The organism is Bacillus sp. LNXM65 (genome assembly GCF_002998575.1).
Taxonomy (GTDB): domain Bacteria; phylum Bacillota; class Bacilli; order Bacillales; family Bacillaceae; genus Bacillus.
This window is the reverse complement of sequence record NZ_PVRB01000005.1, coordinates 300442-314043: the sequence shown is the minus strand read 5'-3', so window position 1 is coordinate 314043 and position 13602 is coordinate 300442. Positions and strand designations below refer to the sequence as shown.

Sequence of the window (13602 nt, the reverse complement as noted above, 5' to 3'; positions counted from 1 at the left end):
AACGACACCTTTCTATGTTCAAATTATCCTTCTAGCACAAGGTCAAAATCGTCTTCTTCTTTCTGCTTCTGGTCATGTTCTGGCGTTTTTGGCTCTTTTTTCTCAGAGAAATTCACAAGCAGGTTGGCGCCAATACCGATGACGAGTGCGCCAGTGAGGGCTCCGATTAAATAGGCCCACCAGTTTCCGACTGAGAAGAAGCCGTATAGCCCGCCAATTGGCGGCATGATGTCATGAACACCTAATAATGCAGCGACCCCGCTTCCAGCAGCACACGCGACAACATTGAGCGGAATTAATTTCAAAGGATTGACAAGGGTAAAAGGAATCGCCCCTTCCGTAATACCGATAATGCCCATCACAAGCCCGCCTCGTCCGGCTTCTCTAAAGGTTGGAGAGAAGTTGCGTTTTCGAATCAATGTCGCAAGCCCGTATCCAAGCGGCGGAATGACAATCGCAATATTGACGAGGATGGCAGGGAGGTAGACGCCTGATAGGAAGAGTGCATTACCTGCCATCCAAGCGGATTTATTCACCGGTCCGCCAAGGTCGAAGCCAATCATCGCACCTAGAATCAGAGCGAGTGCAAGTGTGCTTGTGCCGTCAGCGACCATACCTTTGATCCATTCAATTAATGCCGTGTTCAAAGCGCCTAATGGTCCGCCCAGCAGAACGGACATGAGAAGCCCGGTTAAGCCAACGGTTATAAGCGGTAAGATGAGCAGAGGAACGAGTCCGGCTGCGGAGCCTTGAATTTGAATTTTTCGTTTCACAAAAAGAGCAACATATCCTGCGAAGAAGCCTGCAATGACGGCACCGATAAATCCAGCATTCGTTGAGCTGGCAAGGGCACCACCGATGAAGCCGGCCGCAAGACCTGATTTATCCGCAATCGAATAGGCGATAAATCCAGCGAGCAGGACGTTCATTAAGCCAATGCCTGTCCAGCCAACCTGCTCCATTAAATAGGCGCCGTGTAAAATGCCGCCAGCATCCTTATAGGCGTTTAAATCTGAAACACCAAATCCTAATCCGACTAGTTTTGCTAAACCAACGATAAGGGAGGCGCCGATGATCACAGGAAGAATATAAGAAATACCGGTCATGAGATGGCCTTCAATGACTTTTAATTTTGCTTTCATTTTGCTTTGCTCCTTTCTATATGGCATTGCTCACGTTTATTGAGATTCAGATTTTTTCTTTTCAACAAGTGCTACGGCTTTTGTGATGATTTGCTCGGCATTTTTTAAGGCGCGTCCGATCTCGACACGTACTGTGGGAATGCCTGAGAAACGTTCCGCATCGTTGATATGCTGATTTGAGGCAATGATACAAAGGTCTGCCTGTTTTGCTTCCTCTGCTGTAATGCCATTTACCTGTCCCATAATCCCTTGCTGCTCGATTTTGATCTCGTGACCGAGCTGTTTACCCGCATTTTCTAACGCCTTTGCTGCCATTGGTGTATGAGCTAACCCTGCTGGACATGAAGTGACACCGACAATTTTCATTGTGTAATCCCCTCTTTCAATTGTTGTTCAATGACTTCGTAATAATAGTCAGCGGTTTGACCTGGTTGTATCTTTTCGATGAAAGCCGGTTCCATGAGGCTTGTCGCAATCCCTGACAGTAATTTCAAGTGTGTGACATTTGCTTCTTCTAATGGAACGAGCAGTGTAAATAAATAGCTTGTGGGCAAATCGTCGAAGCTTCCCCATTCAATCGGTTGTTCTAACTCTAAAAATAGAAGTGAAGCCGTTTGTACAGCGGAGCTTTTTGTATGAGGAATGGCGAAGCCTTGCTGAAGTCCTGTTGAGACTTCGTCTTCGCGTGTCAACAAATCGGATAATAACCCCGCCTGATCGTTTGTAATCTGAAGGTCTTCAGCTTTCTCGGCAATGTATTGTAAAATCTCATTCTTTGATCGTCCGTTTACTTGTGTGAAAACATGATCTTTTTGGAACAAGCTGATCCCTTCTCTCTTGTTTGTTAAGCGCTTACAAGTTGATTGTAATGTACTTTTCGGCATGGTTAAATAGCATCATTTTCCGTTTGAAATGGCAAAAAGTTTATGAAGCTATCTGTCATACTTTCTGGATATCTCAAATCCTAGCTTAAAACGAGTTTAATTATGTAAAAAACAGATTCTACTAAATGCATTTCTGTGATATTCTTCCAAGGTATTACAAAAGATAAGGGGGTCTTTTCATGTTCAAAAAGCAGGTCAAATCCTGTGTGATCGTACTCATGGCCATCATTCTCTGTATGGCGGCATTACCTGGATATGAGGCAGCAGCTGCCAGTAAAGGAACAACTGTCAATGAAGCCATTGGGTTAAAAAATGGTGAAGTGATTTCAGGTACATTACAGAATGAAAAGGAAGAGTCATGGTACCAAATCACGCCATCTGCACAAGAGGTGGCAAAACATACGCATATGAAAATTTCTGTAAAAAGTAAACAAGTGTTGTCCGTATCGGTCTATCCAAGCAAGGACAGAGCGATGAAGGATGACACTTATTCCAGATATCGTGTGGACACTGCAAGTGGAGAGACAGAGATCGACTTCCCGCATGCATGGTCAGGTCCTTATTTTGTCAAAGTGCTCTATTTAGGGTCGGAGGAAGACAGCCGTGATGAGGAAGAGGATGCGGCCTATACAATTGGGTATAAAGGAGCTAACCTTCCGCCTTCTGAACCCGTTTTCCCTGAAGACGATGAGCCTGACATCATTATTATTGAGAAAAAGTACGGGCGCGAAATTCTCCAATCGATGCGTACAATTGAAGATAAACGTTTTAATGAAACACCAAATGGTCAGAAGCTGAGTCGCCTGCTCCAAAAGACAAAGCCATTTCTCAAATTGAAGCTCATCAAACAAAAAAATGAGCAGCAAAAGGTATACAATCATCTGCTGACATTAAAGTCACTGCTAAATGACGTAGAGAAAAATGGTGCATTTAGCGGTCATATCGTGACAGAGAAAGAACAACAGGCGATCCGTTCCCTTTTTGATATGCTCAAAGGAGCAAGTCCTGCCTATTTAAAGAAGGAATTAGAAGCAGTGAGTCAAAATATTGGAATCGATCAGCTTGAAGGAAAATCGATCGGTTATGTATTAGAGAAGCAAAAGCTTGTAAAAGAAGAGAAAGTGAAGACGAATAAGATCATTTTTAAATTAAAGGATGGCCAAACGCTTCAATCTGCGAAAAAGAAGATGAAAAGCTATGGAATCCAAGAAAACCGCGTGACATCGCAGTCAGTAAGTCCTTTGTTTAAAGGAATGTATGTCTATGATGTACCAGCAGGGCAAGAATCAGCTGGGAAGACACTAAAAGCAGGCAAAGCTGTGATCAAAAGCACTGCAAGAAAGCTGTCCAGTATGCCGAATGTTGAATTTGCGGAGCCTGTTCAAACTTATCGTGCACTGAGCAATGACGTGCAGTATGGTTACCAGTGGCCACTGAAAAACAGTGCGCAAAACAGCGGGAAAAAAGGCGCTGATGTGAAGTTTGAACAAATGAATACACTGATTGGCACAAGCAAGATGAAGCAAACATTGATTGCAGTTGTGGATACAGGTGTAGACAGTCGTTTGTCTGATCTAAGCGGGACTGTTCGTACGGACTTAGGTGCGAATCTCATTGGACGAAACAAAGATGCGATTGATGACAATGGACACGGTACGCATGTGGCCGGCATCATTGCCGCAAAAGCCGATAATCATTACTCGATGGCAGGTCTCAACCAACATACGGGCATCATTCCAGTGAAGGTGCTGGATGCCTATGGTTTTGGAGATACAGAGCATATTGCACTTGGAATCAAGCATGCAGTGGATAAAGGCGCAAAGGTCATCAACATGAGCCTTGGCGGCTACTACAGCCGGGTGATTGAATATGCAATGAACTACGCGGCTCAAAGAAATGTACTAGTGGTCGTGGCGAGTGGAAATGATGGCGTTCCAGAAATGGGCTATCCTGCGACATCAAAGTACGCAATGGCCATTGGCGCAAGCAACCGTATGGATATTGCCGCTGAATTCTCAAGCTACGGTAAAGGACTGAGCATGTCTGCACCAGGATCTGATATTCCAAGCTTAATGCCAGATGGGAATGTCTCATATCTGAGCGGGACATCAATGGCGACACCATATGTGGCAGCGGCAGCAGGATTACTGCTTTCTAAAAATCCATCCTTGAAGCCAAATCAAGTAAGGAATATCTTGCAAAGCACAGCAGATAAGATCTCCTTTACATCTGTTGATGGAAAAGATGACGTTTTCTATGATGAAAACGATGAGCCAATTGTCGATCCGAAAATTCCAGGTATTGATTGGATGACAGGTCATGGCAGACTGAATGCATTTGCTGCTTTAAGTGCTGTCGAACTGAATGCATCTGTGAGCAAAGTGGAGGATCAGCATCAAAAGGTGACAGGTAAAGCAAAGGCCGGCGCTGCTATTTCTGTGTATAGAGGCAAAACCCTGCTTGGAAAAGGCACAGCAGGCAAAAATGGAACTTTTAGTGTGAAGATCAAGCATCAGAACAAAAACAAAGTCCTTCACATTAAGATTTCAAAAGGAAAGGCCGCTACAACGCTCAAAACAGTCGTCAAAAAAGGCAAAGCACCAGCTAAGCCGAAAGTGGGCAAAGTAACGGTCAAAAGTAAAACGGTCAAAGGGACTGCGGGTGCAGGATTGACCATTAAAGTGAAAAACAAATCAAAGAAAGTCATCAAAACGGTGAAAACGAATAACAAGGGCGCATTTACTGCCCAAATAAAACCGCAAAAAGCCAAAACAGTCTTGTATGTGACCGCTTCTGATGTGAGAAAAAGAGAAAGCAAAGCGGTGAAGGTTGTTGTTGTGAAAAAGTAAGAGAAGAACTTCCCTTTCTAAAAAAGGGAAGTTCTTTTGTTTGTTACTGGAAAAATACCAATTAATGTCGATAGTAATATAGTAGGAAAAAAAGGAGGATTTATCGATGAAAAAAATGATGTTTGCTTTCTTTCTATCATTGCTTCTCGTATTCCCAACCTTTGCACATGCAGAGGAAACAGGAGCAGTACCAGCATCTGTACAAGTAACAAGTGTTACAGCAGCCGATAGTGGATTGGTGAATTACGGCTATGGCAGTAAATATCGCGTGGGTTCTTATTATCCAGCTACGTTTAAAGGAACACTAAAAGATGCAAGTGGAAATCTCATGCCCAATCAGCCGATCCAGCTTTATTTTGAAGCAGCAATCAAATCATATGCTCAAACAGCGACAGGCACAACAGACGTAAATGGACAATTTTCACTGACGTTTCAAGTTCCTGCAGGTGCAGGCTACCAAACATACAATAATGCAGGCTGGTCTACACATTACTACGATATCGTTCCAGTGACGTTCACTTCAAACGACATCAAGCTATCTTCAAATGTCACAAGTGTATACCATTTGGCATATACATCACGTTACTAATCTGCTGGAAGAGGCGACTTGGCGAAAGCCCTGTCGTTTTTTTCATAGAAAAAAGGATGTCATCATTTGACATCCTTTTCTTTTTGTTAGCAAACCTGCTGGGCGGCAACCGAAAGAGTCGATAAACAAACACTCATGAGCCGTGACTCCCAGATTTGATCGAGCGTTTACCTTTTAATTCTGAGCTTTGATGGATAAGAACTTTCACACTTGAACGTTGATCCTTGAACCTTCAGCTTTGAGCTTTTATCAAGGATCATCCAGAGATGATCAGATGAGGAGGGAATGACCTTTCCCTCGGAGGTGTTTAGTTCTATCGATTTTCGGCTCACTAACAAAATCAATTAATCGATCTGTATTTTCGTCAGTGTATTGCTTTCAGACAAGGAAAAATCAACTTCCATTTGAAAATCCTCAATTTCGTTCGAAAGCTTTTCAATCTTCACTCGAAGACGAAGCGGATCGATGATCGTTGCCTCATTTTCAGCTAGGAACGACTTGACGATCTCTTGGTTGGCAGCCGCTTGTGTTTTTCCGTCTTTTCCAAACAAGGTTTCTAAATGCTGGTCGAGTCTCTTTTTCACATCTTCATTGGTTTGTTCTGCTTTGTCTACTAGTTCTGTGTACACCTTTTTTAATTTCCGTAAATAACGAATATCGTATTCAATGGACGTCTTCCGTTCAATCGCTTCTGCCACCGTCATGCTGACACCCGCTACATCAATTGTTGTGGTCGCATTCGACACAACAATGGCTGATTTGATGGCATTCCGGCGTTTGATTAATGCTTGAATCGATTGGTCATCAGCCTTCGCCTTTTTTTCGATTTCTTCTTGATTTTGAAACCCGTGCTGTATATGTTTCCCGATCATCAATCCACCAAGTACGGCTTCATCAACGGTTCGGTTGATTCTCTTATCTAACATTTTCAGTTCACTTAATGCTCTTGTAATGGTCATTTCCATATTAGTGACAACTCCCTTGGTTCATCCTGAAAATCATAGATTCCTATCATATACCAATGTGTGTTTCTTTTGCTAGCGATATCCTTTTTTGTCAAGTTGTTTATACTTTAAAAAACCTGGTGCTATACACCAGGTTCTTCTCGTTTTTTCTGAATCCAAGCTGTCACATAATAGGCAGCATAGCAGAGCGCGATGAAAGGAATGCCGCAGATGAGGGCAATCCGCTGATTTGGATCAAAGGCAATACCGATGACAGATGCAAAACACAGGAGGAAGGCAGCAATTGGAACCACTGGATAGAGCGGGGTTCGAAAGGAAAGATCATGGAGCTGTCCGCCTTCCTGTAAAAAACGTTTCCGAAACATCAACTGTGAGGCAGCAATCCCCATCCACACGATTACAACGGCCAGTCCAGAGATCGAAACAAGGACAAGGTATACCGTTTCGGGTGCGATGACACTTGATAACAAAGAAAGAATACCGCCGATCATACTTAAAATCAGTGCATTCAAAGGAATTCCTTTTGATGTCAGCTTTGCAAGTTTCTTAGGCAGTGTCCGTTCCTCAGAAAGTGACCAGAGCATACGGGATGACGCGTATAGTCCAGAGTTTGCAGCAGATAAGATCGCTGTCAAAATGACAAAATTCATGAAATCTGCGGCATACGGAATCCCGATTCGATCAAACACCACAACAAATGGACTTTTGATCACCCCGGCTTCTTCCACTGGGATCAAGCCGGCTAAGACCACGATCGTTCCAACGAAAAACAGGACAAGACGCAGTACGGTTGTGCGAATCGCTCTTGGAATGGTCTCGTCAGGATTGACGCTTTCACCCGCAGCAATTCCAATTAACTCCGTACCTGAAAAAGCGAAATTGACGGCCAGCATCGTCATTAAAATTGGTAAAAAGCCGTTTGGGAAAAGTCCGCCATCTCCAGTGAAGTTAGAAAAGAATGGAGCGGCCTCACCGCCCTTTAATGGAATCAAGCCAAACATCGCAGCTCCGCCAAGGATAATAAAGAGAATAATAGCCATTACTTTAATGCTGGAAAACCAAAATTCCGATTCTGCAAAGAACTTAACTGTAAAAGCATTGAGTAAAAAGATGAGAAGAGCAAAAACGCCACTCCACATCCAAACCGATGTGTCTGGGAACCAGCGCTGCATTAAAAGGCCTGCCGCTGTAAATTCCGAACCGAGTGCCACTGTCCATGTCAGCCAGTAGAGCCAAGCGACTGTATAGCCTGTGCCGGGTCCAATGTATTTTGTTGCATACGTATGAAAGGCCCCTGTAACCGGCATTGCGACAGATAGCTCGCCTAAACAGAGCATCACGAGGTACACAATTAATGCCCCGACAAGATAGGCAAGAATCGTTCCTGCGGGTCCTGCCTGATTGATGGTATACCCAGAGCTTAAAAAGAGCCCTGTTCCAATAACGCCGCCTAGAGAAAGCATGAACAGGTGGCGGCTCGTCATTTTTCGTTGATATTGTTGTGACTGATCTTTTGCTTGTTCCATGTCTTCCCGCCCTTTTGCTTAGAAGTATGTGTGATGATTCGTGGTGCTATGATGTGGTTTGTTTTAAGATGTCCGTGATATCTTCTGGGGTCGTCCGGCAGCAGCCGCCGATGATATGCGCGCCGTCTTTGTACCATTGATGCGCACATTCACCAAATGTATGCTGAGATGTATCCCCGCTCCATACCTTTTCTTCAGGATCATATAATTCTCCTGAGTTTGGATACACGACAATCGGCTTGCTCGTCCCCTTTTTCATCTCTTGAATGAGAGAAGAGATAAATTGCGGCGGCGTACAGTTTACACCAACAGCAGCGATCTGTTCATATGGTTCCAGTGCTTGTACACATTCTCTGAGCAAATCACCTTCACTAATATGAAGGTCATCCTTCGCGCTGAAAGTAATCCAAGCACATACACCACTGAATTCATCTTGCAGCAGCTTTGCGATAGCCGTTGCTTCAATCAGACAAGGGATCGTTTCACATGCAAGAATGTCTGCACCAGCTTCTACTAATGCCTGAATTCTTGGTCTGTGAAAATCAATGAGTGCCTGCTCCGTGAGTCCGTAATTTCCCTTATATTCTGAACCATCAGACAAATAAGCGCCGAATGGCCCCACAGATCCTGCGACAAATGGTTTTGTCCGCCCTTTACGACGCGCTTCATCCTGCCAAAAAAGATCGCGTGCCTCTTTTGCTAAAGTGACAGATCGTTTCATTAGTTCAATGGCTTCTTCTTTTGTATAGCCTTTTTCAGCGAAGCCATCAATCGTTGTTTGGTAGCTCGCTGTTGTGGCACAGTCAGCTCCGGCTTGGAAGTAATCCAAGTGTACTTGCTGAATCAATTCTGGCTGTTCAATGAGTATTTTGGCTGACCATAAACGATCGTTTAAATCGCAGCCCTTTCGTTCAAGCTCCGTTGCAAGTGCACCGTCTAAAACCAAAGGTGCGTGAGGCTGTAAACGGCTTTGAATAGGATTCATCGGAAACGAACACCCTCCTTTTTAGTTGGAAATGATGGATATGATATGAGGCAGTAGTTTAAATGACTAAAGTGTTTTTGTCAAGGAGAGGAAAAAGCATGATATCGCGGAAAAACCTTGAAAACATGCGGGTTTCGGTGCATAAACATGCAGTCAAAATAATAGAAAACCAAGTCATTGACAGCCTCTAAAAAGAGATATATATTATGGAAAGGTTCATTTCAGAAAGCTTCATCAAAAGGCGCTGTCTTTTGATTTTTATTTTGTCCAACGACTGTCTTCTTTCGTGCAGAAAGAGGGTTTTTTATATGCTTAGAAAAGGAGGAAAGAAGAAATTGAAAAAATGTGTAAAAGATTTGGCTATGATTCTGATTGGTTCTTTTTTATTTGCTGCAGCAGTGAACATGTTTGTCATTCCACTTGAATTTGGTGAAGGCGGTGTAACGGGGCTGTCCATCATTTTCTATTATTTGTTTGAAATTGCACCATGGCTGACGAACCTGGTGTTTAATTCCATCCTGCTGCTTGTGGGGTATAAATATTTGGACAAGAAGACGACGATTTATACTGTGGTTGCCGTCGCAAGTAACTCCCTATTTTTACACCTGACCACAACATGGGTCGTGAATGTACATGAATTGATCATTGGAGCGATTTTCGCAGGAATTATCATCGGTATTGGAATTGGTCTTGTGCTAAGAGCAGGCGGTACAACGGCGGGTTCTGCCATACTCGGAAGAATTGCCAACAAGTATTTAGACTGGAACGTGAGCTATGCCATCTTGTTCTTTGATCTGATCGTCGTATTTGCTTCCTACTTTATTATTGGTGCGGAAAAATTAATGTTCACCATTGTGATGCTGTACGTGGCAACAAAGGTGATGGACTTCGTGATAGAAGGGCTTAACACGAAAAAGGCAGTAACGATTATTTCTTCATGCAAAGATGATATTGCTGAAGAAATCAATCACACTTTGGATCGAGGCGTGACGATTTTAAACGGACGCGGTCATTATTCAAAGGAATCGAAGGAGATTCTCTACGCAGTCATTCAAAAGCAAGAGCTCATGCGCCTAAAGAAAATCATCAAGAAAATTGATCGAGACGCATTCGTTGTTGTCCATGACGTGCGTGATGTGTTCGGAGAAGGATTTGTGAATATATAAACCTGAAAAGACCTTAACCGGGTCTTTTTTTATGCTCTATACCTCTTGTCACATTATACTATGTATTGTATAGTATAAATGGTTAGGAGTTGTAATCATGAATGCACAATTAAAAAAAGGTTTGCTGGAATTCTGTGTACTGGCGGTATTAAAGAAAGGCGATTCCTATGGTTATCAAATTATTAAAGATATGTCCCATTGTATTGAGATTTCAGAATCGACATTATATCCGATATTAAAGCGGTTAGAGCAAAACAACTATGTGGAGACCTATTCCCAGGAACATAACAGTCGATTAAGAAAGTACTACCGAATGACAAATAGCGGCCGTGAGCATATGGCGCAGTTTTTAGCGGAATGGGATCAAGTAATGGCGATTTACGACTTTATTTCTGGAGGACAGGGCAATGAATAAAAAAGAATTTTTAGCCAGCTTAGAGAAGCACCTGCATCGTCTAGGCGAAAAAGAAAGTGATCGGTTCATCGAATATTACGATGAAATGATCGAGGATTATCAGGAAGATGGCTACAGCGAACAGGAAGCTGTTCATCAAGTGGGTCAGCCTTCAATCATCGCTGAGGGGATTATGAAGGAACAAGGAATCAAAACTGCTCAGGTGCCGACGTTCGGAGAAAAAGCTACAAGGCTTTCCATTCTCATTTTGGGCTTTCCGTTATGGGGAAGTATTTTAGCAACGGTCTTTCTGCTGATTCTTTCTGTCTATATGGTGGTTTGGTGCGTTCCGCTCGTCACAGGTGCATTGACGCTCACTGGTCTGCTCGGAGGTTTTTGGAGCATCATTGGTTCTCCATTTATTTTTCAGGACGGTTTGCATGTGGTGGTGACGCAGGTTGGAGTGGGTATTCTTCTATTAGGTGTCGGATTATTATGCGGCATAGCCACGGTGTATTTGACAAAGCTATTTGTTCAAATGACTGTTCAAACCACTAAGGCATTCATGGGAATGTTTAAAAAGAAGGTCGTGAGAATATGAATGTGAATGATTTAAAAAAGCAATGCATCAAATGGGGGATCATCTTCACCGTTGTCGGAGGAATGATCATGGCAATTGGTTTTGGACTATCAGGCTTTGACCTAGATGCATATCACAACAATGACCAGAACAATGTGTTCCGCACTATCAATTGGAACAAGCCATAAATGAAAGACCCGCTTATGCGGGTCTTTTTTTCGCTCGAACCACAAAGAAGAAATAACAGCAAAGTGCACCTAGTTCACAAAGCATAATGATCAGGCCCATTGGAAAGGCTGTTTGGCTTCCCGCTAGTCCGACAAGAGGTGTCATGCATGCGCCTAGCAGCATTTGTGCCACCCCGATGAGGGCAGCTGCACTTCCTGCATGCGCTCCATGATGCTGCATCGCAAGAGACGGCGCGGACGTACCGACAATTCCGACGCTTGAGACAACAAAAAACAATGGAATGAGAATGCCATACAATCCTGCATCAATGGAGATCATCAAAAATAAGGTGACGCCGCCTAAGGCAGCTGTCAGCAATCCAATGCGAAGAACTTTCTCTTCGCCGATTTTTACAGCGACACGGGCAAATACTTGTCCAGCCATGATGATGCCAAGACTGTTCACTGCAAAGGCAGCACTAAATCCTTGTGGAGAAAGGTGGAAAAGATCCTGGAGCACAAACGGTGAGCCAGAAATATAGGCAAACATCGCTGCGAATACAAGACCCTGCGAGAGGGCATACCCAACAAAGAGACGATCACTCGCTAAAATTTTCATGGCACCAACAATCTGTTGAAAGCCCCCAGTCTGTCTGCGCTCCACAGGTAAACTTTCTTGTAGTGAAAAAATGGATCTCAGCAGCATCAAGGCCCCGAGAATTCCTAGTAGAACAAATACACCCTGCCATGTTGTAAAGCGTAAAATCTGTCCGCCCACAATAGGTGCCGCTGCCGGAGCAACCCCGTTGACCAACATCAGCAGTGCAAAGAATTTCGTCATTTCTGATCCTTCATAATGATCTCGCACAATGGCTCGTGCAATGACAATGCCAGCTGAACCAGCGAGCCCTTGAATCAATCTTAAGAGGATGAACATCCAAATCGATGTGACTACCGTACATAAAAGTGATGAGGCTATAAAAATGATTAAGCCGATCATCAGCGGTTTTCTTCTGCCGATCGTATCACTAATAGGACCTGCAATCAGCTGTCCAAGCGCCAGTCCAATAAGACAAGCCATAAGACTTAATTGGGACAAAGCCGTGCTTGCTTCAAAATCACGCGCAATATTAGGCAAAGCAGGTAAATACATATCCATTGCAAGCGGTGCAAGGGCTGTTAAAGACCCAAGCAATGCAGCAAGGAGAAATCGATTTTTTTCCGATTCTTGGGGATAAGATAAAGAACTCATATGATCACTACACTCCTCGTATACTTCCTCAAAACAGCATAATGAATCAAGCGTTCCTTTTCAATAGAAATTTTCAAAGATGGATTCCGTGCAAAATGATTGATCTTTCGAATGAGACTCTTTACATTGAATGAGTAGAGAAAAGAACAAGGTCATCGACATGCAGTATTTGCATGATACGTATATCTAGCAATAAACAACAGGAGGTGCTGACATGAAGCAGCAAGAGCTGATCATTCGTCAAGCAGTCAAAGAAGATCATGAAGCGATCAGGCATGTACTAATCAAATCCTATTCACAGTATGAGCCTCAATTTACAGAGGAAGGCTGGCAAAATTATTCTGCTGCGCTTGCAGCAGCTGTAGATAATCCGAACATGGAGCTGATGCTTGTGGCGGAGCTTGAAGGCAAGGTCGTGGGGACGCTTCAAATGTTTCGGTCATCAGAGCAAGCGTATGACAAACCCGAAATGGGCATTACATCAGCCATCGTCCGGTTTTTAGGAGTAGATCCCGATGTTAGGGGAAAAGGAATTGCAGAGTCATTGTTACGTAAAAGTATTGAACTTACGCAATCATGGGGCGAAAATGTCCTGTATCTTCATACATCTGATAAAATGCAGGCTGCCATTCGTCTATATGAAAGAATGGGCTTTGAGCGTGCACTAGATAAAGAATTTGTGAATCAAAATGGGACGCATGTCAAGAGCTATCAATATGTTATCCAAAAAGAACAGCCGGCTGGTTCATCACATCACGCGTAATAAAAGGAAGAGCACGTCCTCAATGGACAGCTCTTCCTTTTTCAATTTATGCCCACAATACAAGCGCCCAATATGATACCAACCACGAGATTAAACCGAACATAACAAAGAATTTTAACATGCGCTCATAAGGAGAAAGCTTTCGTTCTCTCTTCGTTTTCACCAGCCGCCAATAAAGGGCATAGCCGCAAAAAATGAGGATGATTTGTCCAAGCTGTGTAAGGTTTTCAAGAATCGTGATTCCGTTCATTTATTTCACCTCATCATAGGTCTTCCATATGTGAATGCAGCAACCCTTTATTTTTTCATAAAAAAACGGTGTATACTGGAAAGAGAGAAA

15 protein-coding genes are annotated in these 13602 nt (G+C 43.3%); 7 read left to right on the top strand and 8 right to left on the bottom strand.

Going from position 1 to position 13602, the window contains the following annotated elements; genetic code table 11:
* Nucleotides 1-23: 23 nt before the first annotated feature.
* From C6Y03_RS12135 to C6Y03_RS12125, 3 genes are read right to left on the bottom strand one after another with little or no spacing between them, the layout of a single operon-like run.
* Nucleotides 24-1142 (bottom strand): PTS fructose transporter subunit IIC, encoded by a 1119-nt coding sequence (locus tag C6Y03_RS12135; protein ID WP_034664325.1) that lies wholly within the window; start codon nucleotides 1140-1142, stop codon nucleotides 24-26.
* A gap of 36 nt (nucleotides 1143-1178) precedes the next feature.
* Nucleotides 1179-1508 carry a PTS fructose transporter subunit IIB gene (locus tag C6Y03_RS12130; RefSeq protein ID WP_007498438.1) on the bottom strand — a complete coding sequence of 110 codons (330 nt, stop codon included), beginning with the start codon at nucleotides 1506-1508 and terminating at the stop codon, nucleotides 1179-1181.
* The gene (locus C6Y03_RS12125) at nucleotides 1505-2026 is read right to left on the bottom strand and encodes a PTS sugar transporter subunit IIA (RefSeq protein WP_223250468.1); all 522 of its coding nucleotides are present in this window, start codon (nucleotides 2024-2026) and stop codon (nucleotides 1505-1507) included. Before C6Y03_RS12125 ends, C6Y03_RS12130 begins: the two co-directional genes overlap by 4 nt.
* A gap of 179 nt (nucleotides 2027-2205) precedes the next feature.
* Between C6Y03_RS12125 and C6Y03_RS12120 the strand changes: the two genes are divergently transcribed.
* A complete protein-coding gene (locus C6Y03_RS12120; RefSeq protein WP_106039371.1) occupies nucleotides 2206-4875 on the top strand; it encodes a S8 family peptidase in 2670 nt (889 codons plus the stop codon).
* A gap of 106 nt (nucleotides 4876-4981) precedes the next feature.
* Complete coding sequence (locus C6Y03_RS12115) at nucleotides 4982-5464, top strand: Ig-like domain-containing protein (protein WP_060595449.1); 483 nt, start codon at nucleotides 4982-4984, stop codon at nucleotides 5462-5464.
* A gap of 344 nt (nucleotides 5465-5808) precedes the next feature.
* Here the strand turns inward: C6Y03_RS12115 and C6Y03_RS12110 are convergent, their stop codons facing one another.
* The 3 genes from C6Y03_RS12110 to mmuM all read right to left on the bottom strand — a co-directional run bounded on the left by C6Y03_RS12110 (nucleotide 5809) and on the right by mmuM (nucleotide 8940).
* On the bottom strand, nucleotides 5809-6429 hold the full coding sequence (locus C6Y03_RS12110) for a hypothetical protein (RefSeq protein WP_034664315.1): 621 nt from the start codon (nucleotides 6427-6429) through the stop codon (nucleotides 5809-5811).
* Nucleotides 6430-6551: 122 nt separating this feature from the next.
* Nucleotides 6552-7955, bottom strand: a complete 1404-nt coding sequence (gene mmuP / locus C6Y03_RS12105; RefSeq protein WP_106039370.1) for an S-methylmethionine permease — start codon at nucleotides 7953-7955, stop codon at nucleotides 6552-6554.
* A 46-nt stretch (nucleotides 7956-8001) separates the two neighbouring features.
* On the bottom strand, nucleotides 8002-8940 hold the full coding sequence (gene mmuM / locus C6Y03_RS12100) for a homocysteine S-methyltransferase (protein ID WP_060595451.1): 939 nt from the start codon (nucleotides 8938-8940) through the stop codon (nucleotides 8002-8004).
* Nucleotides 8941-9275: 335 nt separating this feature from the next.
* Between mmuM and C6Y03_RS12095 the strand changes: the two genes are divergently transcribed.
* The 4 genes from C6Y03_RS12095 to C6Y03_RS19180 all read left to right on the top strand — a co-directional run bounded on the left by C6Y03_RS12095 (nucleotide 9276) and on the right by C6Y03_RS19180 (nucleotide 11268).
* Nucleotides 9276-10106, top strand: a complete 831-nt coding sequence (locus C6Y03_RS12095; protein WP_066031792.1) for a YitT family protein — start codon at nucleotides 9276-9278, stop codon at nucleotides 10104-10106.
* 97 nt (nucleotides 10107-10203) lie between these two features.
* On the top strand, nucleotides 10204-10521 hold the full coding sequence (locus C6Y03_RS12090) for a PadR family transcriptional regulator (protein WP_034664309.1): 318 nt from the start codon (nucleotides 10204-10206) through the stop codon (nucleotides 10519-10521).
* Nucleotides 10514-11101 (top strand): DUF1700 domain-containing protein, encoded by a 588-nt coding sequence (locus C6Y03_RS12085; protein ID WP_106037051.1) that lies wholly within the window; start codon nucleotides 10514-10516, stop codon nucleotides 11099-11101. Before C6Y03_RS12090 ends, C6Y03_RS12085 begins: the two co-directional genes overlap by 8 nt.
* Nucleotides 11098-11268 (top strand): hypothetical protein, encoded by a 171-nt coding sequence (locus tag C6Y03_RS19180; protein ID WP_181185465.1) that lies wholly within the window; start codon nucleotides 11098-11100, stop codon nucleotides 11266-11268. The genes C6Y03_RS12085 and C6Y03_RS19180 overlap by 4 nt, the downstream gene beginning before the upstream one ends.
* Before the next feature lie 13 nt (nucleotides 11269-11281).
* On the opposite strand, the gene C6Y03_RS12080 is transcribed toward C6Y03_RS19180, so the two are convergent.
* Nucleotides 11282-12499: a multidrug effflux MFS transporter gene (locus C6Y03_RS12080; protein WP_106039369.1), complete on the bottom strand. Its 1218-nt coding sequence runs from the start codon at nucleotides 12497-12499 to the stop codon at nucleotides 11282-11284.
* 214 nt (nucleotides 12500-12713) lie between these two features.
* On the opposite strand from C6Y03_RS12080, the gene C6Y03_RS12075 reads away from it, so the two are divergent.
* Nucleotides 12714-13262 carry a GNAT family N-acetyltransferase gene (locus C6Y03_RS12075; protein WP_106039368.1) on the top strand — a complete coding sequence of 183 codons (549 nt, stop codon included), beginning with the start codon at nucleotides 12714-12716 and terminating at the stop codon, nucleotides 13260-13262.
* Nucleotides 13263-13308: 46 nt separating this feature from the next.
* On the opposite strand, the gene C6Y03_RS12070 is transcribed toward C6Y03_RS12075, so the two are convergent.
* On the bottom strand, nucleotides 13309-13512 hold the full coding sequence (locus C6Y03_RS12070) for a hypothetical protein (protein WP_060595455.1): 204 nt from the start codon (nucleotides 13510-13512) through the stop codon (nucleotides 13309-13311).
* Nucleotides 13513-13602: the final 90 nt, after the last annotated feature.

What these genes read in the sequence shown, in the direction of transcription:
- C6Y03_RS12135 (WP_034664325.1), bottom strand. Translation starts at nt 1,142, where the DNA reads ATGAAAGCAAAATTAAAAGTCATTGAAGGCCATCTCATGACCGGTATT.
- C6Y03_RS12130 (WP_007498438.1), bottom strand. Translation starts at nt 1,508, where the DNA reads ATGAAAATTGTCGGTGTCACTTCATGTCCAGCAGGGTTAGCTCATACA.
- C6Y03_RS12125 (WP_223250468.1), bottom strand. Translation starts at nt 2,026, where the DNA reads ATGCCGAAAAGTACATTACAATCAACTTGTAAGCGCTTAACAAACAAG.
- C6Y03_RS12120 (WP_106039371.1), top strand. Translation starts at nt 2,206, where the DNA reads ATGTTCAAAAAGCAGGTCAAATCCTGTGTGATCGTACTCATGGCCATC.
- C6Y03_RS12115 (WP_060595449.1), top strand. Translation starts at nt 4,982, where the DNA reads ATGAAAAAAATGATGTTTGCTTTCTTTCTATCATTGCTTCTCGTATTC.
- C6Y03_RS12110 (WP_034664315.1), bottom strand. Translation starts at nt 6,429, where the DNA reads ATGGAAATGACCATTACAAGAGCATTAAGTGAACTGAAAATGTTAGAT.
- mmuP (WP_106039370.1), bottom strand. Translation starts at nt 7,955, where the DNA reads ATGGAACAAGCAAAAGATCAGTCACAACAATATCAACGAAAAATGACG.
- mmuM (WP_060595451.1), bottom strand. Translation starts at nt 8,940, where the DNA reads ATGAATCCTATTCAAAGCCGTTTACAGCCTCACGCACCTTTGGTTTTA.
- C6Y03_RS12090 (WP_034664309.1), top strand. Translation starts at nt 10,204, where the DNA reads ATGAATGCACAATTAAAAAAAGGTTTGCTGGAATTCTGTGTACTGGCG.
- C6Y03_RS12085 (WP_106037051.1), top strand. Translation starts at nt 10,514, where the DNA reads ATGAATAAAAAAGAATTTTTAGCCAGCTTAGAGAAGCACCTGCATCGT.
- C6Y03_RS19180 (WP_181185465.1), top strand. Translation starts at nt 11,098, where the DNA reads ATGAATGTGAATGATTTAAAAAAGCAATGCATCAAATGGGGGATCATC.
- C6Y03_RS12080 (WP_106039369.1), bottom strand. Translation starts at nt 12,499, where the DNA reads ATGAGTTCTTTATCTTATCCCCAAGAATCGGAAAAAAATCGATTTCTC.
- C6Y03_RS12075 (WP_106039368.1), top strand. Translation starts at nt 12,714, where the DNA reads ATGAAGCAGCAAGAGCTGATCATTCGTCAAGCAGTCAAAGAAGATCAT.
- C6Y03_RS12070 (WP_060595455.1), bottom strand. Translation starts at nt 13,512, where the DNA reads ATGAACGGAATCACGATTCTTGAAAACCTTACACAGCTTGGACAAATC.